Origin of the sequence: Sphaerisporangium album (genome assembly GCF_003323745.1) — a bacterium.
Taxonomy (GTDB): Bacteria; Actinomycetota; Actinomycetes; order Streptosporangiales; family Streptosporangiaceae; genus Sphaerisporangium; species Sphaerisporangium album.
In genome coordinates this window covers 234,978-258,446 of record NZ_QOIL01000001.1, presented here as the reverse complement: position 1 = coordinate 258,446, position 23,469 = coordinate 234,978, and the positions used below count along the sequence as shown (strand labels likewise).

Annotated in this window: 19 protein-coding genes; 8 read left to right on the top strand and 11 right to left on the bottom strand. The window is 71.9% G+C overall.

The features are described from left to right. Positions 1-61: 61 nt before the first annotated feature. From DQ384_RS01100 to DQ384_RS01085, 5 genes are all read right to left on the bottom strand, one after another. Positions 62-997 (bottom strand): ParA family protein, encoded by a 936-nt coding sequence (locus DQ384_RS01100; protein ID WP_114027028.1) that lies wholly within the window; start codon positions 995-997, stop codon positions 62-64. An 87-nt stretch (positions 998-1,084) separates the two neighbouring features. Further along, positions 1,085-1,990: a site-specific tyrosine recombinase XerD gene (locus tag DQ384_RS01095; RefSeq protein WP_342769349.1), complete on the bottom strand. Its 906-nt coding sequence runs from the start codon at positions 1,988-1,990 to the stop codon at positions 1,085-1,087. A gap of 41 nt (positions 1,991-2,031) precedes the next feature. Next, positions 2,032-2,637, bottom strand: a complete 606-nt coding sequence (locus DQ384_RS01090) for an NUDIX domain-containing protein (protein WP_245966208.1) — start codon at positions 2,635-2,637, stop codon at positions 2,032-2,034. Between the two features lie 71 nt (positions 2,638-2,708). Next, entirely contained in the window at positions 2,709-2,855 is a 147-nt protein-coding gene (locus tag DQ384_RS40865; RefSeq protein ID WP_181870957.1) for a hypothetical protein, read from the bottom strand. Beyond that, positions 2,852-4,522 (bottom strand): CTP synthase, encoded by a 1,671-nt coding sequence (locus tag DQ384_RS01085; protein ID WP_114027026.1) that lies wholly within the window; start codon positions 4,520-4,522, stop codon positions 2,852-2,854. Before DQ384_RS01085 ends, DQ384_RS40865 begins: the two co-directional genes overlap by 4 nt. A 155-nt stretch (positions 4,523-4,677) precedes the next feature. On the opposite strand from DQ384_RS01085, the gene DQ384_RS01080 reads away from it, so the two are divergent. The 3 genes from DQ384_RS01080 to DQ384_RS43515 all read left to right on the top strand — a co-directional run bounded on the left by DQ384_RS01080 (position 4,678) and on the right by DQ384_RS43515 (position 6,313). Further along, complete coding sequence (locus tag DQ384_RS01080) at positions 4,678-5,355, top strand: acyltransferase (RefSeq protein ID WP_114026739.1); 678 nt, start codon at positions 4,678-4,680, stop codon at positions 5,353-5,355. A gap of 98 nt (positions 5,356-5,453) precedes the next feature. Beyond that, positions 5,454-6,065 carry a DUF4126 domain-containing protein gene (locus DQ384_RS01075; protein WP_114026738.1) on the top strand — a complete coding sequence of 204 codons (612 nt, stop codon included), beginning with the start codon at positions 5,454-5,456 and terminating at the stop codon, positions 6,063-6,065. A 116-nt stretch (positions 6,066-6,181) separates the two neighbouring features. Continuing rightward, entirely contained in the window at positions 6,182-6,313 is a 132-nt protein-coding gene (locus DQ384_RS43515) for a hypothetical protein (protein ID WP_281273985.1), read from the top strand. Between the two features lie 91 nt (positions 6,314-6,404). On the opposite strand, the gene uvrB is transcribed toward DQ384_RS43515, so the two are convergent. Next, complete coding sequence (uvrB, locus tag DQ384_RS01070) at positions 6,405-8,516, bottom strand: excinuclease ABC subunit UvrB (RefSeq protein WP_114026737.1); 2,112 nt, start codon at positions 8,514-8,516, stop codon at positions 6,405-6,407. A gap of 207 nt (positions 8,517-8,723) precedes the next feature. On the opposite strand from uvrB, the gene DQ384_RS01065 reads away from it, so the two are divergent. From DQ384_RS01065 to DQ384_RS01055, 3 genes are read left to right on the top strand one after another with little or no spacing between them, the layout of a single operon-like run. Then, positions 8,724-9,752, top strand: coding sequence for a hypothetical protein (locus DQ384_RS01065; RefSeq protein ID WP_114026736.1), 1,029 nt, complete (start codon positions 8,724-8,726; stop codon positions 9,750-9,752). Beyond that, complete coding sequence (locus DQ384_RS01060) at positions 9,749-10,399, top strand: hypothetical protein (RefSeq protein WP_114026735.1); 651 nt, start codon at positions 9,749-9,751, stop codon at positions 10,397-10,399. The genes DQ384_RS01065 and DQ384_RS01060 overlap by 4 nt, the downstream gene beginning before the upstream one ends. A gap of 52 nt (positions 10,400-10,451) precedes the next feature. Next, on the top strand, positions 10,452-11,261 hold the full coding sequence (locus DQ384_RS01055; protein ID WP_114026734.1) for an inositol monophosphatase family protein: 810 nt from the start codon (positions 10,452-10,454) through the stop codon (positions 11,259-11,261). Between the two features lie 21 nt (positions 11,262-11,282). Here the strand turns inward: DQ384_RS01055 and DQ384_RS01050 are convergent, their stop codons facing one another. Continuing rightward, a complete protein-coding gene (locus DQ384_RS01050) occupies positions 11,283-12,473 on the bottom strand; it encodes an ArsB/NhaD family transporter (protein WP_114026733.1) in 1,191 nt (396 codons plus the stop codon). 358 nt (positions 12,474-12,831) lie between these two features. Here DQ384_RS01050 and DQ384_RS01045 point away from each other — a divergent pair, with 358 nt between their 5' ends. Beyond that, positions 12,832-18,579: a WD40 domain-containing protein gene (locus DQ384_RS01045; RefSeq protein ID WP_245966165.1), complete on the top strand. Its 5,748-nt coding sequence runs from the start codon at positions 12,832-12,834 to the stop codon at positions 18,577-18,579. A 16-nt stretch (positions 18,580-18,595) separates the two neighbouring features. Here DQ384_RS01045 and coaE read toward each other — a convergent pair whose 3' ends face one another. The 4 genes from coaE to DQ384_RS01025 form a co-directional block, all read right to left on the bottom strand. After that, on the bottom strand, positions 18,596-19,201 hold the full coding sequence (coaE, locus tag DQ384_RS01040; RefSeq protein ID WP_114026731.1) for a dephospho-CoA kinase: 606 nt from the start codon (positions 19,199-19,201) through the stop codon (positions 18,596-18,598). Positions 19,202-19,250: 49 nt separating this feature from the next. Next, complete coding sequence (locus tag DQ384_RS01035) at positions 19,251-19,709, bottom strand: GNAT family N-acetyltransferase (protein ID WP_114026730.1); 459 nt, start codon at positions 19,707-19,709, stop codon at positions 19,251-19,253. A 74-nt stretch (positions 19,710-19,783) separates the two neighbouring features. After that, on the bottom strand, positions 19,784-21,262 hold the full coding sequence (gene rpsA, locus DQ384_RS01030) for a 30S ribosomal protein S1 (RefSeq protein ID WP_114026729.1): 1,479 nt from the start codon (positions 21,260-21,262) through the stop codon (positions 19,784-19,786). A gap of 218 nt (positions 21,263-21,480) precedes the next feature. After that, positions 21,481-22,566, bottom strand: a complete 1,086-nt coding sequence (locus DQ384_RS01025) for a polysaccharide deacetylase family protein (RefSeq protein WP_245966164.1) — start codon at positions 22,564-22,566, stop codon at positions 21,481-21,483. Between the two features lie 100 nt (positions 22,567-22,666). On the opposite strand from DQ384_RS01025, the gene DQ384_RS01020 reads away from it, so the two are divergent. Further along, positions 22,667-23,467: a DUF2127 domain-containing protein gene (locus DQ384_RS01020; RefSeq protein ID WP_181870956.1), complete on the top strand. Its 801-nt coding sequence runs from the start codon at positions 22,667-22,669 to the stop codon at positions 23,465-23,467. The last annotated feature ends 2 nt before the right edge of the window (positions 23,468-23,469 follow it).

Below are 23,469 nucleotides of genomic sequence, written 5' to 3'. Positions count from 1 at the left end.
ACGCGATCGGACGGTCACGCATGTCGCCGCGAAGGCCTCTCGGGGCCTCTACGCGCAGCGCTCAGGCGTCCTGGGACCAGCGGGAGAGGACCTCGCGGGCCAGCTCGCGGTAGGCGGTCGCGCCCATGGAGGCGGGGTCGAACTGGGTGATCGGCTCGCCGGCGAGGGTGGCGTCAGGGAACCGGACGGTCCGGTTGATCACCGTGTGGAAGACCTTGTCCCCGAAACCCTGCATGATCGTCGACAGGACCTCCCGCGCGTGCAACGTGCGCGGGTCGTACATCGTGGCGAGGATGCCGTCGATCTCCAGGTCCTTGTTGAGCCGCTCCTGGACCTTGGTGATCGACTCCATCAGCAGGGCGACGCCGCGCAGCGCGAAGAACTCGCACTCCAGCGGCACCATCACGCTGTGGGCGCAGGTCAGCGCGTTGACGGCGAGCAGGCCGAGCGACGGCTGGCAGTCGATGAGGCAGATGTCGTAGTGCGGGAGCAGCGGCTCCAGGGCCCGGCCCAGCGCGTACTCGCGGGCGACCTCGTTGACGAGCCGGATCTCGGCGCCGGACAGGAAGATGTTGCTGGGCAGCAGGTCCATGCCCTCGACGCTGGTGGCCAGGAGGACGTCCTCGGCGGTGACGTCGGGCTCTTCCATGATCAGGTCGTAGACCGTGGCCTCCAGCGGGCGCGGGTCGATGCCCAGCCCGACCGACAGGGCGCCCTGGGGGTCGAAGTCGACGAGCAGCACACGCTGGCCGCACTCGGCGAGCGAGGCGCCGAGGTTGATCGTCGTGGTGGTCTTGCCGACCCCGCCCTTCTGGTTGACCATCGCCACGACCCGCGCGGGACCGTGCGTGGTCGGCGGGACAGGGTCCGGGAAGACGGGACGCGGACGCCCGGTGGGTCCCAGGAGCCCCTCGTTCCTGGTGTCGCCCCAGGAACCTTCGACTGCGCCGGGGGCGCCGGCGATCTCCCGGATTGAAGCGTCTGTGGTCGTCACCAGTTGAACCTCCCTGACGGCCCCGAACCGGACCGTCCGGACGGACACTATGGGGTCGGCACGTATGCGGCAAGGCGACGCGCCCTGGAGCTATGAAGTTGGCTGCCGAGCCCCCGGACGGGCCGCCGCGTACGCCTCTCTCAGCCTGTCGACCCCGACCAAGGTGTAGACCTGGGTGGTCGTCACCGAGGCGTGGCCGAGCAGTTCCTGGACAACCCTAACGTCCGCTCCTCCGTCAAGGAGGTGAGTTGCGAACGAATGACGCAACATGTGCGGGGACACGCCGTCCAGTCCGGCCCGCTCCGCCGCCGACCGCAGGACCTCCCAGGCCCCCTGGCGGGTGAGGCGGCCACCCCGGGCGTTCAGGAACAGCGCCGGCGTGTCGCGTCCCGGCGGGCAGATCAGAGGACGGGCCCGGTGCAGATAGGCGCGCAGGGCCTCCCCCGCGAACCTGCCGAGCGGGACGACCCGCGCCCGGCCGCCCTTGCCGCGCAGCAGCACGTGCCCGGCCTCGACGTCCTCCACGGCCAGCCCGACGGCCTCGGAGATCCGCGCGCCCGTGCCGTACAGGACCTCCAGCAGGGCGCGGTTGCGCTGGGCCAGCGGCCCGTCGTCCGGCCCGGCGGCCGCGATCAGCCGCTCGACCTCGGCCACGCCGATCGCCTTCGGCAGGTGGCGCAGCCTGCTCGGCGGGTGCACGCCGCGCGCGGGGTCGTGGGCCGCGAACCCCTCGCGCACCGCGAACCGGTGCAGGCCGCGCACCGCCGAGACGGCCCTGGCGGCCGAGCCGGCCCCCAGGGCGGGGTGGTCCCCGTCGCCCTCCCGCAGCGCGGTGAGGAAGGCCAGCACGTCCGCCTCGTCCACCTCGGAGACGGACGCGCGGCCGCGCGAGCGCAGGTGGTCCAGATAGCGCCGTAGGTCACGCCGGTAGGAGGCGAGGGTGTTGGCCGCGAGCCCGCGCTCCGCCGCCAGGTGGGCGAGGTAACCGGCGATCACGGCCTCGGGGTCGGCGTAAGGGCGCAGGACGGAACCTCCTGTCAGGCCTCCTCAGCGTCGGCGGGACGCAGGGCGGCGAAGCCGTCCGGCAAAGCGGCGTACGCGGCGAGAATACCCGCGACGGCCGGTGCGTTGTGGATCATTCCGGTCAGTGCCCGGTTGACCGCATCGGCCAGCGGCACCCAGACGACCGGCATGTCGACCTCCTCGTGCATGCGGACGAACCCGTTCTCCTCCTCGGGGATCGCCTCCAGGTCACGGGCGAGGAAGATGCGGATGCGCTCGTCGCTGCAGCCGGGCGAGGTGTAGATGTCGATCAGGGTGTGCCACGTCTTGGCGCGGTAGCCGGCCTCCTCGGCCAGCTCCCGGGCGGCGCAGTCGACCAGCGGCTCGCCCTGGACGTCGCGGATGCCCGCCGGCAGCTCCCACAGCAGCCGCCGCACGGGGTGGCGGTACTGCCGCAGCAGCAGCACCCGGTCCTGCTCGTCGAGGGCGACCACGGCCACCGACCCGGGGTGCACGATGTAGTCGCGGTCGGCGACCTGGTCTCCGGGCATGCGCACCCGGTCGGTGCGCACGGAGATCACCCGGGCCCTGAAGTGCTCCGTCGACTCCACGACCTCCCAGGACGCCGGGACGTCCCGCACGTCCTCGGCGGTCGGCCCCGCCGAGGACCCTGCCGCCTCGCGGTCTCCTGCGCCGTCCGCAGCCGCTGCGCTCACGTTCCCATCCCCCATGATCGAGTTCCGCCCGTGTCGATGTCCCGCGTGGCGACCCACGTGCTGCGCCACGCGATGCCCTGCTCGATGCCCGGCTTGATGTCCCGCGCCCGTGTGCCGCCGGGCCGGGGGTCGCCGCCGCTCATGCGGTGCGGCCGACCTTGGTGACCCTCTCGCGCACGTCGGCGTACGTCAAAGCCGCCTCGATCAGGCCGCGGAACAGCGGATGCGGGCGCGTCGGGCGCGAGCGGAACTCCGGGTGCGCCTGGGTGCCCACGAAGAACGGGTGCGTCTCGGCGTCCAGCTCGGCGTACTCGACCAGACGGCCGTCGGGCGACAGCCCCGAGAACACCATGCCGACCCGCTCCAGCGGCTCACGGTAGGCGTTGCCGACCTCGTAGCGGTGGCGGTGGCGCTCGTCGGCGACGGCCGTGCCGTACAGGCCGCGGACGATGGACCCCTCGGCGAGCTTGGCCGGGTACAGGCCCAGCCGCATGGTGCCGCCCATGTCGCGCTCGCCGGCCACGACGTCCTGCTGGTCGGCCATCGTGGAGATCACCGGGTGCGGGGTCTCCTGGTCGAACTCGGCGCTGTTGGCGTCCTCGATGCCCGCGAGGTTGCGGGCCGCCTCGATGACCATGCACTGCATGCCGAGGCACAGCCCGAGCAGCGGGATCAGCCGCTCGCGGGCGTGCCGGATCGCCCCGACCTTGCCCTCGATGCCCCGCACGCCGAACCCTCCGGGGATCAGCACGCCGTCCACGCCGTCCAGCTCGCGCTCGGCGCCCTCGGGGGTCTCGCAGTCGTCGCTCTTGACCCAGCGGATGTTGACCCGCGCGTCGCACGCGAAGCCGCCCGCGCGCAGCGCCTCGGTGACCGACAGGTAGGCGTCGGGCAGGTCGATGTACTTGCCGACCAGCGCGACCGTGACCTCCTTGGCGGGGCGGTGCACCCGGCGCAGGAGCTGGTCCCATTCGTGCCAGTCGACGTCACGGAACGGCAGGCCGAGGCGGCGGATGACGTAGGCGTCCAGGCCCTCGGAGTGGAGCACCTTGGGGATGTCGTAGATGCTCGGCGCGTCCACGGCCGACACGACCGCGTCCTCGTCCACGTCGCACATCAGGCTGATCTTGCGCTTGAGCGAGGTGGTGATGGGCCGGTCGGAGCGGCAGACGATCGCGTCCGGCTGGATGCCGATGCTGCGCAGTGCCGCGACGGAGTGCTGGGTGGGCTTGGTCTTCAGCTCGCCGCTCGGCCCGATGTACGGCAGGAGCGAGACGTGCAGGAAGAAGACGTTGTCCCGGCCGACCTCGTGGCGGACCTGGCGCACGGCCTCCAGGAACGGAAGCGACTCGATGTCGCCCACGGTGCCGCCGACTTCGGTGATCACCACGTCGACGTCCGGGCCGGCCATGCCGCGGATGCGGTCCTTGATCTCGTTGGTGATGTGGGGGATCACCTGGACGGTGTCGCCGAGGTACTCGCCGCGGCGCTCCTTGGCGATCACGTTCGAGTACACCTGGCCGGTGGTGACGTTGGCCGAGCCGTGCAGCTCGGTGTCGAGGAATCGCTCGTAGTGGCCTACGTCGAGGTCGGTCTCGGCGCCGTCGTCTGTGACGAACACCTCACCGTGCTGGAACGGGTTCATCGTTCCGGGGTCGACGTTGAGGTAGGGGTCCAGCTTCTGCATGGTGACCCGCAGGCCGCGAAGCTTCAGCAGACGCCCCAGACTCGAGGCGGTTAGCCCTTTACCGAGACTGGAGGCGACGCCTCCCGTGACGAACAGATGCTTGGTGTTTGCGGCGCTGCGCAAGGAGGTTCTCCCGTGGTCGGTCGTGAGCGTGGCCGTCCCGACGGGCGACCGCGTGTCCACGGGCTCTCAGAATATCAAAGCACGCTTGCGAAGTGCCCGAACATCACCCGGGCGTCCGTTCCCTGCATGCTAACCAAGCGGTAACTTTTCCGGATATGTCACCCCGTAGTGCTGTACGTCGGATCTTCGGCGGCCTCATCCACCGCGCGTGGGCCGCCGTACGGGATTCCGGCACCATCACCCCCGGCACCCCCGCCGGGTATCGGTTCCGCCGGCTCGGCGAGGGCGCGTGTCTCTCGTTTCCTCCCGGGGCGATCTTCGGCGAGGCGTGGATCGAGATCGGCGACCACACGCTGATCGGCGAGCGCGTCTCCATCTCCGCGGGCATGGGGCCGGGGGTCGACCTCGGCCCGCACTCGATCGTCCGCATCGGCGGCGGCTGCTCGATCGGGCGGGGCAGCCACATCGTGGGCCACCAGTCCATCGACATCGGCGACGACGTCTTCGCCGGGCCGTACGTCTACATCACCGACCAGAACCACGTGTACGACGACCCGGAGACGCCCATCGGGCGGCAGTGGCCGCGCAACAAGCCTGTGGTCATCGGGTCCGGCTCCTGGCTCGGCACGGGCGCCATCATCCTGCCCGGCACGCGCATCGGCCGGCAGTCCGTGGTCGCGGCCGGCTCCGTCGTGAACGGCGACTTCCCCGACCACTGCGTCATCGCCGGGGTCCCCGCCAAGATCGTCCGTCGCCACACCCCCGACATGGGCTGGCACCCCCCGCTCAAAGCCGACCCCGGCCCGCTGAGAGCCCTCCGCCCCGGCGCCTGACACGCCCTCCGCCCCGGCGCGGTTGACCGCGGGAACGTGGGGCATCTGATCCTTCGTTCTCTCTCTTGTCGGAAGATCACATCTGGTGGAGGGTGCGAATGCTGGCGGCGCTGACCGGGCTCGGCCTGTCGACGGCGGCGGGGCTCAACGCGTACATCCCGCTGCTCGTGGTCGGCCTCCTGGCCAACTTCACCGACGCGGTGCGACTGCCGCAGGACTACGCCTGGCTGACCAACGGCTGGGTCCTCGCCGTGATCGCCGTCCTGCTGCTGGCCGAGGTCGTGCTCGACAAGGTCCCCGTCGTGGACCACGTCAACGACATGATCCAGACGGCCGTGCGCCCCGCGGCGGGCGGCGTCGTCTTCAGCGCCACACAGGCGGCCTCCCAGTTCGACCACTCGGCCTGGATGACGCAGAACCCCTGGGTGAGCTGGGTCATCGGCATCGCCGTGGCCCTCGCGGTCCACATCATGAAGGCCTCGGCCCGCCCTGTGGTGAACGTCTCGACGGCGGGCGTCGGCGCCCCCGTCGTCAGCACCGTCGAGGACGCCGGCTCCCTGGGCATGAGCCTGGTGGCGATCTTCTTCCCCGCTCTGGTGATCGTCGGCCTGATCATCCTCGCCATCCCCGCCTTCTTCGCCATCCGAACGATCCGCCGCCGCAAGGCACGCAAAGCCCAACGCCTCTCCCAGGCGTCCCAGCCTTCCTAGAACGCCCGGCCGTCACGGCGAGACTACGCAGCGTGGCAGGATGGGAGTGTCGCGCGAGGTCTGATCGTCGGCAGGAAGGAGATCACCGGCGCATCGAACTCGAGGAGCGCGCCGCCTTGGCCTACACCTATGAGCTGGACCCTGCCGTCAAAGCGTACGTCCCCACCGGCATCCACCGCGGCCACCTGCGCACCGACATCGGCTTCAAGGTGGACATCGACCTCAACCTGCACAAGCTGATCGGCTAGGTCCCTCGCTACGCAGATTGGTGTGAGGCTTGTGCGTGCCGGGCTGGTGGTCCCCTCGCTTGGGAGGCGAGGGGACCGCCAGCCCGTGGGGTCAGTGGACGCCGGCTTCGCGCATGTCTCTCAGTTCGCGTTTGAGTTCCTTGATCTCGTCTCTGAGGCGGGCGGCCACCTCGAACTGGAGGTCGGCGGCGGCCGTGTGCATTTGTTCGGTCAGGGACTGGACCAGGGACTCCAGCTGGGCGCGGGGCATCTCGCCCGCGATGGTCTTGGCGTGCTGGCCGGCCTGGCGGGCGGCGGCCATGCCGGGGACCGGGGCCTTGCCGCGGCTCTGCTGGCGGCCCGCGCCGAGCAGGCGGTCGGTGTCGGCGTCCTCGCGGGCCAGGGAGTCCAGGATGTCGGCGATCTTCTTGCGCAGCGGCTTCGGATCGATGCCGTTGGCCTTGTTGTAGGCGACCTGCTTGGCCCGGCGCCGGTTGGTCTCGTCGATCGCGCGCTCCATGGACGGGGTGACGCGGTCGGCGTACATGTGGACCTGGCCCGAGACGTTACGGGCCGCCCGGCCGATCGTCTGGATCAGCGAGGTCTCGCTGCGCAGGAAGCCCTCCTTGTCGGCGTCGAGGATGGCCACCAGGGAGACCTCGGGCAGGTCGAGGCCCTCGCGGAGCAGGTTGATGCCGACCAGGACGTCGTACTCGCCCATGCGCAGCTCGCGCAGCAGCTCGATGCGGCGCAGCGTGTCGACCTCGCTGTGGAGGTAGCGGACGCGGATGCCGAGCTCCAGCAGGTAGTCGGTGAGGTCCTCGGCCATCTTCTTGGTCAGGGTGGTGACCAGGACGCGCTCGTCCCTGTCGGCGCGCTCGCGGATCTCGTGGACGAGATCGTCGATCTGGCCCTTGGTCTGCTTGACGATGACCTCGGGGTCGACCAGGCCGGTCGGGCGGATCACCTGCTCGACCACGTCGCCCTTGCTGCGGCCGAGCTCGTACGGCCCCGGCGTCGCCGACAGGTAGACGGTCTGGCCGATGCGGTCGAGGAACTCCTCCCACTTGAGCGGCCGGTTGTCCATCGCCGAGGGCAGGCGGAAGCCGTGGTCGACGAGGGTGCGCTTGCGCGAGGCGTCGCCTTCGTACATCGCGCCGATCTGCGGGACGGTCTGGTGGGACTCGTCGAGGACGAGCAGGAAGTCCTCGGGGAAGTAGTCGAGCAGGGTGTTGGGCGCGGTGCCGGGCCCGCGGCCGTCGATGTGCCGCGAGTAGTTCTCGATGCCGGAGCAGGTGCCGACCTGGCGCATCATCTCGATGTCGTAGGTGGTGCGCATGCGCAGCCGCTGCGCCTCCAGCAGCTTGCCCTGCTTCTCCATGGTGGCGAGCGTGGTGGCGAGCTCCGCCTCGATGTCGCCGATCGCGCGCTCCATGCGCTCGGGGCCGGCGACGTAGTGGGAGGCCGGGAAGATGTACAGCTCCTGGTCTTCGGTGATGACCTCGCCGGTGAGCGGGTGGAGCGTGGAGAGCTTCTCGATCTCGTCGCCGAACATCTCGATGCGGACGGCGAGCTCTTCGTACTGCGGGATGACCTCGATCGTGTCGCCGCGCACGCGGAAGGTGCCGCGGGTGAACGACAGGTCGTTGCGCGCGTACTGCATGTCGACCAGGCGGCGCAGGAGCCGGTCGCGCTCGACCTCCTGCCCGACCTTGAGCCGGACCATGCGGTCGACGTACTCCTGCGGCGTGCCGAGGCCGTAGATGCAGGACACCGAGGCGACCACGACGGTGTCGCGGCGCGTCAGCAGCGAGTTGGTCGCCGAGTGGCGCAGCCGGTCGACCTCGTCGTTGATCGAGGAGTCTTTCTCGATGTAGGTGTCGGTCTGCGGGACGTACGCCTCGGGCTGGTAGTAGTCGTAGTAGGAGACGAAGTATTCGACGGCGTTGTTGGGCAGCATCTCGCGCAGCTCGTTGGCGAACTGGGCCGCGAGCGTCTTGTTGGGCTGCATCACCAGAGCCGGCCGCTGCAGCCGCTCGATGAGCCACGCCACCGTCGCCGTCTTGCCGGTGCCCGTGGCGCCGAGCAGGACGTTGTCCTTCTCCCCGCCCTTGACCCGGCGCTCCAGCTCGGCGATCGCCGTCGGCTGGTCACCGGAGGGGGACATGTCGGTGACGACCTCGAAGGGCGCCACCCTGCGCTGCAAATCTGTTACCGGCCTCACACCTCCATAACCTACGCCGGGCCACCGACATTTCCGGTGGCGCTCACCCAGGGCTCCCGGCCTGCCCCGCGGCCGGGCACGGCCAGTGCGGCGGAACGCCCGCCAACACCGGCTATCCCGCGCGATACTGGCCCACTCTTTGACCATGTCGTTACCATGGCGGCGGGGCTGACTGATCGTCGAGGCGGGGCGGGCGCTGTGGGGCGCATGGGGAAATTCGTAGGGTGGCTGGGCAAGAACGCCGACGGCGTCATCGCTCTGCTGCTGGCCGTCTTCATCGCCTTCCTCGGCCTGGCCTCGGGTGACCGCGTCCTGGGGCAGGACAAGAGCGACCTGATCAACGGCGTGACGCTGCTGGTGCTCGGCCTGCTGACCGCCGCGATCCTGCGCGACCGCTGGCGCCAGGAGCCCATGGAAGAGACGATCAAGGAGAACTTCCGCACCACCTCGGGCGCGCTCGCCGACCTCCCCGCGCGCCTGGACCGCCTGGACCGGCTGGAGGCCGTCGTCGAGAGCGCCCGCCGCGTCCTGGACGACCTGCAGGCCGTCCAGGTGCTCAACGGGGCCGACGAGATCGCCGAGGCCCACGCCGAGGCCCGCCGCGCCACCGACCGCTGGAGCTTCAAGGGCGGCACGGGCACGTACGTGCGCGCGGTGACGCTGCCCGACCTGGTCGTCGCCGCCCGCAGGGAGCGAAGGGCGCTGCTCATGCGGCTGGAGATCATCGACCCGACCCACCTCGGCGTGTGCGAGGCGTACGTGCGCTTCCGCCGGTCGGTGTCGGAGGCCCCCGACGGCACCGGCGAGTACTGGACGGTGGACCGCACCCGCAAGGAGTCGTACGCGACGATCCTGGCGTCGTGCTGGCACCGCCAGCGGTTCAGCCTGCTGGACATCGATCTCGGGCTGTCGTCCACGATGACGACGTTCCGCTGGGACCTGTCGGCGGGCTTCGTCATCATCACGGTCGAGGACCCGAACCGCGCGCTGATGAGCAGGCGGGGCAGCTTCTACTACGACCACTGCGCCACCGAGCTGATGTCCAGCCTCGACCAGACGCGGCGCGTCCCCATCGAGGCGGCGAAGGCCGCCGTCCTCAGCGACGAGCCCACCGTCGACGAGACGCGCAAGCTGTTCGAGGTGCTCGGCCTCGGCCTGCCGAAGTCGTACGGGGACCGCGACGTCGTCGAGATCATCCGCAAGGCCATCCGCGCGAAGAATCCGTATTCGATATGAGGTACCGGGAGCTGCACGACGAGCTGACCTCGGGTGTCGTCTCCAAGGAGACCCCGCGCCGGGCGCTGCGCCTGCTGGAGGACGTCGCCGCGGGACGTTCCCCGATCAGGGCGGTACGCCATCCGCTCGGCTTCGTCTGCCTGCCCGTGGAGCGCGGCGGCGCGCGCGGCGTCTGCGTCCACCTGTGGTCGGGAGACCTGCCGAGCGCGGACAACACCACCTCCGAGGTCCACTGCCACAGCTGGGATCTGGTGAGCTACGTGCTGTACGGCCAGGTGCGCAACGTGCTGGTCGGCGTGACCGACCGCGAGGCGGGGGCGACCCACCGGGTGCTGGAGGTGGTCAGCTCAGGCGGCGTGGACGACATCCACCCCACCCGCCGCACGGTCACCTATACCGAGGGCGCCGCGGGGGTGTACCGCACGGGGGAGGTCTACACGCTGCCCGCGGGCGTCTTCCACCGCAGCGTGATCCCCGAGGGCATCGACACCGCGACGATCGCGCTGGGCGACGGGCGCCCCGGCGCGGCGGACCTGTCCCTGGGCCCGCTCGGCACGCGGCGGCACCGCGTGACGCGGGAACGCTGCGACGATGAGGAGACCGCCCGGGCCGCCCGGCTGGCGGCGGACCACCTGGCGCGAACCTAGCGCCGAACCAGCCCAGGCCGGCGCCGGCCGGCCCGGACCCTAGGAGGCTCCGATGGATCTCGATCACGCCCGCCGGGTGGCGGTGGCGGCCGTGGAGGCGGCGGGAGACCTGCTCAGGGAGCGGGTCTCGGGCGTGCTGGAGGTCCGCGCCAAGGCCGGGGGGGACATCGTCACCGACCTGGACATGGCGGCCGAGAAGCTGCTGCTCGAACGCCTCCAGGGCGCCTTCCCCGGTCACCGGGTGATCGCCGAGGAGTCGGGCGTGTCGGGCGATCCTGACGGCGAGTGGACGTGGCTGGTGGACCCGCTGGACGGCACCAGCAACGTCGCGCTCGGGCTGCCCCTGTACGTCGTCGGGGTCGCCCTGTGCCACGAGGGCCTGCCGCTGCTCGGCGTCGTCCACGACCCGGTGGGGCGGCGCACCTGGTCGGCGATCAGGGGGGCGGGCGCGTCGGGGCCGAAGGGACCGCTGGCCTGCCCGCGCTACGACGACGACCCGCGCGGGCCGGTGCTCGCCTGGACGCAGGGGCACGGCGTGGCGCGCGACGACCCCGCGCTGCGCGCGCTGAAGGCGGCGCTGGACGTCCACGCGCGGCGGGTGCTCCAGCTCTGGGCGCCGATGCTGGGCTGGGTGATGCTGGCGCGGGGGGACATCGACGCGGTGGTCGGCTACCGCGCCGAGGCGGTCGACCTGCCGGGCGGCCTGCTGATCGCGCAGGAGGCGGGGCTGACCGTGCGCGGCTTCGACGGGGCGCGCTTCGACGGGCGCACCGGCCTGCCGGCGGAGCGGCGCAGCTTCGTCGCCGCGCATCCCGCGCTGGTGGACGACCTGCTCGGCCTGGTCGCCGCCGCCACCCGCTGAGCGGTACGGGCCCCGAGACGGTCAGGACGTCAGGAGCAGTGCGCCGATCGTGGCGGCGAGCCCGGTGACGGCCAGGCAGACCCCCGTCAGGACGAACTTGAGTATCGGCACCCTGACCCCGCGGCGGCGGCACCACTCGAACCACAAAAGCGTGGCCAGCGACGCCCACGGGGTGATGACGGGCCCGACGTTGGTGCCGATGAGCAGGGACAGCAGCTGGCGGTGGTCGCCGGCGGGGACGACCGCCTCGCCCGCGGCGTAGGCGGGCAGGTTGTTGACGACGTTGGACAGCCCGGCCCCGGCGGCGGCGGCCCGGTAGTCGCCGAGGGCGTCGCCGCCGTCGCCGATGAGCCCGCGCATCAGGTCGCCCAGGCCGTAGCGGCTGAGCGTGGGGACCACCAGGAACAGGCCGGTCACGAAGACCAGGAGCTGCCACGGGAACAGCGCCCAGGTCAGCTTGGACCGGTCGCGCCAGGCGAAGGCGGCGATGACGATCACCGCGGCCACGGCTGCGGCGGCGCCGATCTGGACGCCGGCGAGGATGGCCGCGATGAACAGCAGGCAGGCCCCGGCGGCGACCCCGAACAGCACCGGGTCCCCCACGGCCGCGGGTGGCGGCGGGACGTACCTGTCCTCGCCGCGTTCGCCGCGCCGCCAGTAGAAGACCCAGAGCAGGAGCATGGTCACCGCGATGGAGGCCACCTGCGGGGCCCACATGCGCCCGGCGAAGTCCCGGGTGGACAGCCCGACCCGGCCCATGGCGAGCAGGTTGGTGAGGTTCGAGACCGGCAGCAGCAGGCTCGCGGTGTTGGCCAGCCAGATGGTGGTCATGGCGAGCGGCAGCGGGGTGATGCGGGCGCGGGGCGCCAGGGCGAGCATGACGGGGGTCAGCAGCACCGCCGTCGTATCGAGATTCAGAAATATCGTGACAAATGACGCGAATGCCGTACAAAGCACGAACAGTGCGGCGTAGTTGCCGCGGCCGATGATCGCCAGCCGCCCGGCGAGCACGTCGAAGACGTTCGCCTCCTTGGTCAGCTCGGCCAGGACGATCACCGCGGCCAGGAACAGCAGCAACGGCCCGATGCGCCGGACGTTGTCGGACGCCTCGCCGGCGGGCAGCAGGCCGGTGGCCACGCACAGCAGGCCCGCGGCGAGCACGCCGATCCTGACCCCGTCGAGGACACTCGGCCGCCACTTCACGCGCGCCATGATCCCACACCGATCCAACATCGCCCGAATGATCCAAGTCCTCGAAAGCCCCGGCCGCAAAGGAGATAATGACGCCGGTGAACCCGCGCGCCGGCGTGGTCGTCACACGAGGGAGGGCGTCACCACAGCCTCACCGGCCGGGCACACGGGCCGGTCGGCGGGCGCCGGGCCGTGACCGGCACCTCGGCGGAGGGCCGTACGCGGAGCCGGTCAGGGTAGGACGGCCGTACGCGGAGCCCCCCAGGGTGGAGGACCGGCTGCGGCGATGGCGGAGGAGCCGTGCGCGGAGCCGGTGCGGGCGGATGACCGGGTGCGCGGCCGAAGGCGGCGCGGCGACGGATCAGGCGAGGGGTGCGACGTGGACGACCGGGACGGCACGCGGATCGACATCTTCGTGAGCTACTCGCCCGCCGACGAGCGCTGGGCGTCCTGGATCGCCTGGCAGCTGGAGGCCGCGGGCTACCGCACCATGCTCCAGGCCTGGGACTTCGTGCCGGGCACGAACTTCGTGGACTTCATGGACCGCGGGGTCAGCGAGGCCGGGCTGATCGTCGCCGTCCTGTCGCGCAACTACCTGGGCTCGCGGTTCGGGCGGCAGGAATGGCTGACCGCGTTCCGCGCCGACCCGGACAACCCCGGCAATCGACTGGTGACGATCCGCATCGAGGACTGCCCGCTGGAGGGCCTGCTGTCCACGATCACCTGGGTCGACATGGTGGGGGTCTCCGACGCCGCCGAGGCCAGGTCGCTGCTGCTCAGCCGCATCCGCCACACGCTGGCGGGACGGGCCAAGCCCGCCGAGCAGCCCGGCTTCCCCGCCGTCCCCGCCAGGACGATCCCGGGCACCGTCGTGCGCGACGGCACCAGGGGGGGCGTGGCCCGGACGGAGGCGCGGACGGAGGCGCCGCCGCGCGCCGACCCGGGAGGCGTCCCCGCGGCGCGCAGGACCCCCGTGACGCCGCCCGCGTTCCCCTCCGGCGGCCCCGGGCGGGGCGAGCGCGAGGCGATCACGCTGCTGCACGTCGCGGGACCCCGCTTCGGCCGCGGCCTGGCCGAGGCGGACGAGCCGCTCGGCGCAGGGGAGTTGCAGTCGAGCATCTGGGCCGATCTGACCCGGCTGGCGGACGCGGGCGTGCCCCGTCCCGACCTGCTGCTGGTCACCGGCGACATCACCGAGTCCGGCAGCATCCGAGAGTACGGCGAGGCGCTGGCGTTCCTCACCGGCCTGCGCGTGCTGCTCGGGCTCGAACCCCGCCGCGTGGTGATCGTCCCGGGGCCGCGCGACGTCACCAAGGCCGCCAGCCGCGCCTACTTCGCCACCTGCGAGGCCGACGACGTGGCGCCCCAGCCGCCGTACTGGCCGAAGTGGCGCCACTTCTCCGGCTTGTTCAAGGACGTCTACCAGGGGCTCACCGACCTCGACTTCGACAGCGCCCAGCCGTGGAGCCTGTTCGCCGAGCCGGAGCTGCGGGTCGTCGCGGCAGGGCTGAACTCCACGATGGCGATGAGCCACCGCGAGGAGGACTCCCACGGCTGGCTCGGCCAGGCCCAGGCCGCGTGGTTCGCCGAGCGCCTGCGTCCCTTCGAGGAGACCGGCTGGCTGCGCGTGGGCGTCCTCGGCCATGCCCCGGCCGCGCTGCGCGACGCCGAGACGCTCGCCGAGCTGCTCGGGCCGCGGCTCAACCTGCTGGTGCACGGCGGCGGCCCCGACGAGGTGGGCTGGATCGGCGAGGTTCCGTGCGTGCCGTCCCTGGCGCCGGGACGCCACCAGATCATCGAGGTGGGCCCGGCGGGGCTGCGCCGCTGGGCACGCGACCGGTCCGCCCTCTCCCCGCCCCAGGAGCTCTCGTACGACCGGCGCGCGGTGCGGGGGACGTTTCCCCCGTCCGCCACCCCGCAGGCCGCGCTGAACCCGCTGGAGGCCCCGCCGGACACCGGCGGCGAGCCGGCCCGCGAGGCCGGCCCGGCCGGCCTGCTGCTCGACAGGATCGCCGAGGTGTGCGAGACGCGCAGCGAGCGGGCGCGCATCCGCAAGGTGGCGGGCGACCCGCCCCACCTGCTCGTCACGCTCGCCGAGGACGGCTTCGTCCGCCAGCAGCTCATCGGGGCCCACGCCGGGACGCCGACCGGCGAGGACGTCACGTCCTTCCTGCGGCACGTCCACGCGGCCGGGCTGGAGCACGGCTCCGAGCTGGTGTACCAGGGACCGGCCCCGTCCCGGCAGGTCCGCGACGACGCGCTGCGCCTGGGCGTGCGCCTGCGCAGCTTCACCGAGTTCCAGGGGCTGCTCGACCTGTCCGAGCACGTCGCCGAGCAGAGCGCCCGGCTGCGGGACGACCGCCGCTACCCGCCGGCGCTGTACGTCCCGCAGCGGTTCCGTGACGTCGACCGCGCGGTCGCGGGGGTGCGCGACGACCTGGTCGGCGAGCTGATGCGGCTGCTGGCGGCCGACCACGGCAGGTTCGTGCTGCTGCTCGGCGACTTCGGGCGCGGTAAGACGTTCGCGCTGCGCGAGGTGGCGCGCAGGATCCCCGCCGAGCTCCCCCACCTGACCCCGATCTTCATCGAGCTGCGCGCCCTGGACAAGGCGCACTCGGTGGACGGCCTGGTGGCGGCCCACCTCGCCAACCACGGCGAGGAGCTGATCGACCTCAAGGCGTTCCACTACATGCTGCGCCAGGGCCGCATCGTCCTGCTGTTCGACGGCTTCGACGAGCTGGTCACCCGGGTCACGTACGAACGCGCCGCCGACCACCTCGACACGCTGCTCCAGGCGGCCGAGGACAAGGCCAAGATCGTGGTGGCGAGCCGCACGCAGCACTTCAAGTCGCACGCCCAGGTGCTGACGGCGCTCGGCGAGCGGGTCGGCACCCTACCGCAGCGGCGGGTGCTCAGCGTGGAGGAGTTCACCCCCGCCCAGGTCAGGGCGTACCTGCTCAACCGGTACGGCGGGGACGCGGACGAGGCCGACGAGCGCATGAGCATGATCACCGGGATCTCCGACCTGCTCGGGCTGGCCCAGAACCCGCGCATGCTCGGCTTCATCGCCGACCTGCCCGACGACCGCCTGCGCGCGGCGGCCCAGGCGGGCGACACGCTCAGCGCGGCCGGGCTGTACGCCGAGATCCTCGACCACTGGCTGCGGTTCGAGGAGCTGCGCACCCACGTTCCCGGGGCACCGGGCGGCCTGACCGCCGAGGAGCTGTGGCGGGCGGCGACGACCCTGGCGTTGCGCCTGTGGGAGAGCGGCGAGGCTTACCTTCAGCCCGACGACCTGGCCGAGGTCGCCGAGACGCTGGCCGATCTGGCCGGCAGCCGCCTGTCGGCCGGCCAGACCGCCCACGCCATGGGCACCGGCGGCCTGCTCGTCCGCACCGACGAGGGGCTGTTCGGCTTCATCCACGCCTCGGTGATGGAGTGGCTGGTCGCCCGCCACCTGGCCGGCACCCTGGACGAGAACCTGTCGCGGCGGCCCCTGTCGGCGCTGATCGTCGACTTCCTGTGCGACCTCGCCGACACCGCCCCGCTTCAGGCGTGGGCGGGCGCCACCCTCAGCGACCCCGACGCGGACGACACCGCGCGGGCCAACGCCATCAAGATCACCACCCGTCTGCGCACCCCCGCGCGGACGGACCTGCGCGGCGCGCGCCTGAGCGGCGAGGACCTGTCCTACCGTCACTTCGCCGGCGTCGACCTCACCGGGGCGGACCTGACCGACGCCCGGCTCGTCGGCACCAACCTGTCCCGGGCGGTCCTGCGCGACGCGCGCCTCACCGGCGCCCGGCTCGACGAGGCCGTCCTGGCCGGGGCCGACCTGCGCGGCGCCGACCTCAGCCGCGCCCGCCTCTCGCGCGCCGACCTGCGCGACGCCGCCGTCGAGGGCGGCCGGTGGAGCCGCGCGGCCCTCATCGACGTCACCGCCTCCCCCGCCCTGGCCTCCGACCCCGCGCTGCACGGCGCGGCGATCGTCCCCGGCCACCCGGTGACCCCCGAGCTCGCGCCGCCGCAGATCGGCGTGCCCTACGGGTACCACTACCAGAGCAGCCGCCTTCCCAGTCCCGTCGCCTACAGCCCCGACGGCGGCCTGCTCGCCCTCGGCAGCGAGGACGGCGGCGTGCTCATCTGCGACACCGTCACCGGCGCGCCGCTGCGCACCCTGCACGGCCACCGCGGGCGGGTGTACTCGGTGGCGTACGCCCCTGGCGTGCTGGTGACCGGCGCGGCCGACGGCGCCGTGCGCGTCTGGGATCCCCTCACCGGGGAGATGCGCCATGTGCGCGCCGGACACTCCGAGGGGGTCTGGCCGGTCGTGGCCGACCCGGCCGGGGACCTGATCGCGGCGGGCGGGGCCGACGGGGTGATGAACGTGTGGTCCGCCCTCACCGGCGCGCACGTCGCCGCGCTCCCCGGCCACACCGCGCCGATCTACACCGTGGTCTTCCTGCCCGGCAGGCTCGTCACCGGCGACGCCGGGGGCGCGATCCGCGTCTGGGACCTCGCCACCGGCTCCCTCGTCCACGCGCTGACCGGCCACCGCGGCACGGTGTACCGGCTGGTGCTCAGCCCGGACGGCCGCATGCTGGCCGCCGGGGACCACACCGGGGTCGTGCGCGTCTGGGACCCGCTCACCGGCGAGCCGCTGCACGACCTGCGCGGCCACACGGGCCGGGTGTACGCCCTGGACTTCCACCCGTCGGGCGACCTGCTGGCCTCCGGCGACACCTCGGGCGGGGTACGGCTGTGGGACCCCCGCCGCGGGCAGGCCGTCAACGTGCTCCAGGGGCACTCCGGCGCGGTCTACCAGGTGCTCTTCTCCCCGGACGGCGGCGTGCTGGCCACCGGCGACAGCGACGGCGTCGTGCGCGTGTGGGACCCGGAGACCGGCCGCCGGCGTGCCGAGCTGGCCGGGCACCGGGGGTCGGTGTGGCCGTTCGCGTTCCGCCCCGACGGCCGCCAGCTGGCCACGGCGAGCAACGACGGCACCGCCCGGCTGTGGGACCCCGACAGCGGCCAGTGCCGGCACACGCTGCGCGGCCACGGCCGCCGCATCACGGCCGTGCGGTTCAGCGCCGACGGCACCATGCTCGCCACCTGCGGCAACGACGGCTACGTCCGGCTGTGGGATCCGCGCACCGGGCGACGCCTGCGCGAGCTCACCGGCTCGGCCGACCGCCTCATCTCGGCGATCTTCAGCCCGGCCGGTCCCCTGCTGGCCACCGCCAGCAACGACGGCGGGGTCTACCTGTGGAACCTCTCCTCCTCCGCCTTCGAGCGCGAGCTGGACGTCGAGACCGACCACGTCTGGGCAGAGGCGTTCAGCCCCGACGGCGAGATCCTGGCCACGGCCAACGACGACGACAGCGTCCGCCTCTGGTACCGCACCTCCGGCCGGGAGGTCGGCAGCCTCGCCGAGCACCGGGGTCGCGTGCGCTCGATCGACTTCAGCCCCGGCGGCGCCACCATCGCCACCGGCTGCGACGACCGCATGGTGCGGCTGTGGGACGCCGGGACGGGCATGCGCCTGGCCACCCTGGACGGGCACTCCGACCGTGTGTACGCCGTGCGGTTCGACCCGACGGGCAGGCTGCTCGCGAGCGCGAGCAACGACGGGACGGCCCGCGTCTGGCGGCTCGGCCCCGAGGGCGGGCCCTGGTCGGCCGATCTGCTGCACACGTTGCGGCGGCACACCGGGCGCCTGTGGACGCTGGACTTCAGCCCCGACGGCCGCCGGCTCGCCACCGGCGGGGACGATCTGGTCGTCCGGCTGTGGGACACCGAGTCCGGCGCCCACCTGCACACGCTCGTGGGCCACACCCGCCGGATCGGCTCGCTCGCCTTCAGCCCCTCGGGCGACCGGCTGGCCAGCGCGGGGGACGACGGCGTGGTCATCCTCTGGGACCTCACCGGCGAGACGCCCGTCCGGCGGGCCACGCTGCTCGGCCTGCCCGAGGGCTGGGCGGCGTTCAGCCCCGACGGCCGGTACAAGACCGAGGGGGACGTCGCCGGCCAGTTCTGGTTCGTGATCGGCATGTGCAGGTTCGACCCCGGCGAACTGGACCCCTACCTTCCGGGCGTGCGGCAGATCCCGCTCGACGCCGAGTTCTGAGCCCGCCCCCCGAGCGTCAGGCGGGGCGGTCGCGGCGGGCCTGGAGCTGGTGCCACACCTCGGCGACGCGGGCGTCCAGATCGTCCAGGCCGCCCTCGTTGGTCACGACGATGTCGGCGATCTTCAGCCGGTCCTCCCGGGACGCCTGGGCCCGGACGCGCGCCAGGGCGTCCTCCCGCGACATGCCGCGCAGGGTGACCAGGCGCTCCAGGCGCACCTCGTCGGAGGCGTCCACCACGATCACCAGGTCGTACATCGGCGCCAGGCCGTTCTCGGCCAGCAGCGGCACGTCGTAGACCACGACGGCGTCCGACGGGGCCCGCCGTTGCAGCTCGGCCATGCGCTCCCCCACCCTCGGGTGGACGATCGCGTTGAGCCGCTTGAGCTTCTCGGGGTCGGGAAACACGATCTGGCCGAGTTTCTCCCGGTTGAGCGTGCCGTCCTCGCGGAGCACGCCCGGGCCGAAGGTCTCGACGACGAGGGCCAGGCCGCTCGTCCCCGGCTCGACGACCTCCCGCGCGATCTTGTCGGCGTCGATGACCACCGCGCCATGGTCCGCCAGGCGCCGGGACACCTCGCTCTTCCCGGATCCGATCCCACCCGTCAGCCCGATCTTCAGCATGCACGGAAGGGTAGCCAACGCGGGCGGCCGGGGCCTGCCGAGGGGGCCGCTAGGCGGGCTTCCTCATGTGGACCAGGGTGAGGTGCTCGTGGACGCGCTCGCGCCGCGTCTCGCGGTAGCCGAGCCGGCGGCACAGGCGCAGGTTGCCCTCCGAGAGGTGGCCGGTGAACAGGCCGAACGCCTCCGCCTGGTCGCCGAGCCCGCGCTCGATCTCGCCCATCAGGGCCGTACCCAGGCCCCGGCGCTGGTGGTCGGGGGCCACCACCAGCCGCCCGATGACGCCGGTGCGGCCGGCGAGCCGCCCGCGCACCGCGCCCACGATGCGGTCGCCGCCGAGGGCCTTCAGGACGGTCGAGGCGACGATCGTCGCGCGCATCTGGTCCAGCGACTCCACCAGCGGGGCGATGAACGGGTCTCCGTAGAGCTGTGCCTCGGTCACGTAGGCGGCGCGCTGGAGGGTGAGGATCTCTCCGGCGTCCTCGGGCAGGGCCCGCTCGATCCGCGTCACCCGCCCACCTTAGGGCGGAAACGGGGAAGGGCCCCACCGGATCGGCAGGGCCCTTCCTCGTGGTGCTCGGAGCGTCAGCTCTGGCCGCCCGCGAGCTTCTCGCGGAGCGCCGCCAGGGCCTCGTCGGACGCCAGGGCGCCCGCGGCCGGGGCCGCGCCGCCACCGCTCGACGCCGGAGCCGTCTCACCGGTGTAGGTGGACGCGCCCGCCGCCTGAGCCTCTTCCTGACGAGCCTTCTCGACCTGCGACTTGTGGGCCTCGAAGCGGGTCTGGGCCTCGGCGTACTGCCGCTCCCACTCCTCGCGCTGCTTCTCGAAGCCTTCCAGCCACTCGCCGGTCTCGGGGTCGAAACCGTCGGGGTAGATGTAGTTGCCCTGGTCGTCGTAGGTGGCCGCCATGCCGTACAGCGTGGGGTCGAACTCGACGTCGGCGCCGATCGCGCCCTCGTTCGCCTGCTTCAGCGACAGCGAGATGCGACGGCGGTCGAGGTCGATGTCGATGATCTTGACGAAGATCTCGTCGCCGACCTGGACGACCTGCTCCGGGATCTCGACGTGGCGCTCGGCCAGCTCGGAGATGTGGACCAGGCCCTCGATGCCCTCCTCGACGCGGACGAACGCACCGAACGGCACCAGCTTGGTGACCCGGCCGGGGACGACCTGGCCGATCTGGTGCGTGCGGGCGAACTGCTGCCAGGGGTCCTCCTGCGTCGCCTTGAGCGACAGGGAGACCCGCTCGCGCTCCATGTCGACGTCCAGCACCTCGACCGTGACCTCCTGGCCGACCTCGACGACCTCGGAGGGATGGTCGATGTGCTTCCAGGAGAGCTCGGAGACGTGGACCAGACCGTCCACACCGCCGAGGTCGACGAAGGCGCCGAAGTTGACGATCGAAGAGACGACGCCCTTGCGGACCTGCCCCTTCTGGAGGGTGTTGAGGAAGGTCTGGCGGACCTCGGACTGGGTCTGCTCGAGCCAGGCGCGGCGGGACAGGACCACGTTGTTGCGGTTCTTGTCCAGCTCTATGATCTTCGCCTCGAGCTCGCGCCCGACGTACGGCTGCAGGTCGCGGACCCGCCGCATCTCGACCAGAGACGCAGGGAGGAAGCCGCGCAGGCCGATGTCGAGGATGAGACCACCCTTGACGACCTCGATGACCGTGCCGGTGACGATGCCGTCCTCGTCCTTGATCTTCTCGATCGTGCCCCAGGCGCGCTCGTACTGCGCGCGCTTCTTGGACAGGATGAGACGGCCTTCCTTGTCCTCCTTCTGGAGAACAAGCGCCTCGACGTGCTCCCCGACCTCGACGACCTCGGCCGGGTCGACATCGTGCTTGATCGAGAGCTCACGCGAGGGGATGACGCCCTCGGTCTTGTAGCCGATGTCGAGCAAGACCTCGTCTCGATCGACCTTGACGACGGTGCCTTCGACGATGTCGCCGTCGTTGAAGTACTTGATGGTCTCGTCGATCGCGGCGAGGAAGGCCTCCTCGGAACCGATGTCGTTGACCGCTACCTGCGGGGTGTTCGAGGTGGCCTCGGTGCTGCTCGTCATGTGTGGAATTGCTCCGAACGCGGACAGGTGTCGATGTGGCGGACGCGCGGCAGGCCCTTTATCGTTCAAGCCGAGGATGGTCGGATGACCCGTGGTCGACATGACCGAGCAGCGAGCCCGCTCCGTCCGAGGCACGCGAGCCCACAGCGCAGCGATCAGCATATGAGAGTACGCGGGCGTGGTCAATCCGGCGCCCACCCGCACAACCCCGCCAACCCCTAGTAAGGGATCGCCACCCCGCGAAGCTTTGCCTGGATCTTACCCTGAAATCGACGGGGCATGGAGACGCGTGTGAGATCACCGTCAGAGGTGTACCGCCTGTCCGGGTGCCTGTCGAGCCATCCCAGCCAGTACTCGGAGCACCACTTGCGGCACTCCCCCTTTTTACCGTTCGACTGGATCCTTGGGATGTTATAGCGGTCGAAGTCCTTCGCGTACGGCGAAATCGACGGTTGGGCCCCGGCCAGGAAGACCGCGTCGAAGTCGTACGCGGTGCCGTCCCACTTCCCCTCGCGCGCGCCCGAGCGCTTCTTCGGCCGGCTGCCGTACGGCAGGGCGAACGTGGGCGTGCGGGGGGCTCCCAGGGAGTCCAGCAGCCGCTGCTGGCGGACGATCGACTCGCTCACCTTCTTGGCGGTCAGCCGGTGAAGGTCGGGGTGGGCGAAGGTGTGGTTGGCGACCTCGAAGCCGTGCCCCACCAGCCACCGGACCGCCGCCGCCTGCCGCCCGTGGTCGCGCAGGCCGAAGGGGTTCTTGTTGATCCAGAAGGTGGCCACCGGCCGGAACCCCGGGAACCTCGCCGCGACCTCCAGGATGATCCGCACGGCGGTGTCCGGCTCGGGCAGGCCGTCGGAGCCGAGGGCGAAGTGCGAGGGATGGCCATCGTCGAAGGTGAGCACCACCGGGTGCGCGCCCGCCGGGACGTCGACGGCGCCCTTGGCGTACTCCGCCGCGGTGATCGGCACGTAGCCGCTGCCGGCGAGTCTCTCCAGCTCACGCCGCAACTGGCCGGGCGTGCGGTCGATCGCGGCGAGGCGCTTGTCGAGGATGCGGTGGTACATCAGCACCGGGATCATGCCGAGCTCGTTGGCCCCGGCCTGGCGCGCCGACTCCGGGGTCGCCCGGGGACGGGCGGGGGACGGAGGCGCGGCGGGCGAGGCGGCGGGCCCGGCGAGGTGCTCGGGGGCCGGGACGTCGCCGTCGTCGCCTCCGAAGGGGCGCACCAGCAGCACCACGGCCGCGACGATCATCACACCGACGTTCACGATGGCGATGACGGACGTCAGGCCGGGCGTGGGGCGCACTAGTTATCTCCTGGATCGGCGGCAGGTCGTTTTTCTGCCAGGACAGCACGTTCGGCCTCGTCCGGAGCCAGCGTACACGTCTCGCATGTGCTGAAATCTGATGGTGAACTGGAGCCTGCGCGCCTGTGGCCGACACGGCCATGTCACCTACGCCCCCGCCGAGGAGGCGCTTCGCGAGCGTCTGAGGGCCGAGACGGCGCTCGGGGAGGCCTGGCGCTGCCTGCGGTGCGGCGACTTCACCCTGGGCGCGCCGCACGGCTCCGGGCCGGCCGAGGACGCCCCCATCGTCCTGCGCGGCAAGGCGCTGCGGGACGCGACCATCCTGCGCCTGCTGGCGGTGTTCCGCTGGGGCAAGGGGCTGCTCGTGCTCGCCGCGGCGTTCGGCATCTGGCGGTTCCGCGCCCACCAGGACGCCATCAGCCTCGCCTTCGACGAGGACCTGCCGCTGCTGCAGCCGCTCGCCGACAAGCTCGGGTGGAACCTGGAGGAGTCGGGCGTGGTGCACACGCTGCGCACGGTGCTGGCCGCCGAGACCCGGACGCTGACGTGGATCGTTGCCGGACTGCTGGTGTTCGGAGCGCTGCTGATGGCCGAGGGCTTCGGCCTGTGGCTGCTGAAGCGCTGGGGCGAGTACTTCGCCGTGGTGGCGACGTCGCTGTTCGTCCCGATCGAGATCTACGAGATCGTCGAGAAGGTCACGTGGCTCAGGATCGTCGTCCTGCTGATCAACCTGACGGCGGTGGCGTACATTCTGCTGACCAAACGCCTGTTCGGCCTGCGGGGCGGGCACGCGGCGCACGAGGCCGAACGCCACGAGACGAGCCTGCTGGAGGTGGAGGCCGCCGCCCTGGACCAGACGATCACCGGCCGCCACTCCCCCGCCCTGTCCCCGGCGGACTGACC

Bases quoted from the DNA above. Each gene is read 5' to 3' on its own strand.
- DQ384_RS40865 (WP_181870957.1), bottom strand. From the start codon at position 2,855: ATGAGCGGCGGCGACCCCCGGCCCGGCGGCACACGGGCGCGGGACATC.
- DQ384_RS01065 (WP_114026736.1), top strand. From the start codon at position 8,724: ATGGGGAAATTCGTAGGGTGGCTGGGCAAGAACGCCGACGGCGTCATC.
- DQ384_RS01060 (WP_114026735.1), top strand. From the start codon at position 9,749: ATGAGGTACCGGGAGCTGCACGACGAGCTGACCTCGGGTGTCGTCTCC.
- DQ384_RS01055 (WP_114026734.1), top strand. From the start codon at position 10,452: ATGGATCTCGATCACGCCCGCCGGGTGGCGGTGGCGGCCGTGGAGGCG.
- DQ384_RS01075 (WP_114026738.1), top strand. From the start codon at position 5,454: ATGCTGGCGGCGCTGACCGGGCTCGGCCTGTCGACGGCGGCGGGGCTC.
- coaE (WP_114026731.1), bottom strand. From the start codon at position 19,201: ATGCTGAAGATCGGGCTGACGGGTGGGATCGGATCCGGGAAGAGCGAG.
- DQ384_RS01020 (WP_181870956.1), top strand. From the start codon at position 22,667: ATGGTGAACTGGAGCCTGCGCGCCTGTGGCCGACACGGCCATGTCACC.
- DQ384_RS01080 (WP_114026739.1), top strand. From the start codon at position 4,678: ATGTCACCCCGTAGTGCTGTACGTCGGATCTTCGGCGGCCTCATCCAC.
- rpsA (WP_114026729.1), bottom strand. From the start codon at position 21,262: ATGACGAGCAGCACCGAGGCCACCTCGAACACCCCGCAGGTAGCGGTC.
- DQ384_RS01050 (WP_114026733.1), bottom strand. From the start codon at position 12,473: ATGGCGCGCGTGAAGTGGCGGCCGAGTGTCCTCGACGGGGTCAGGATC.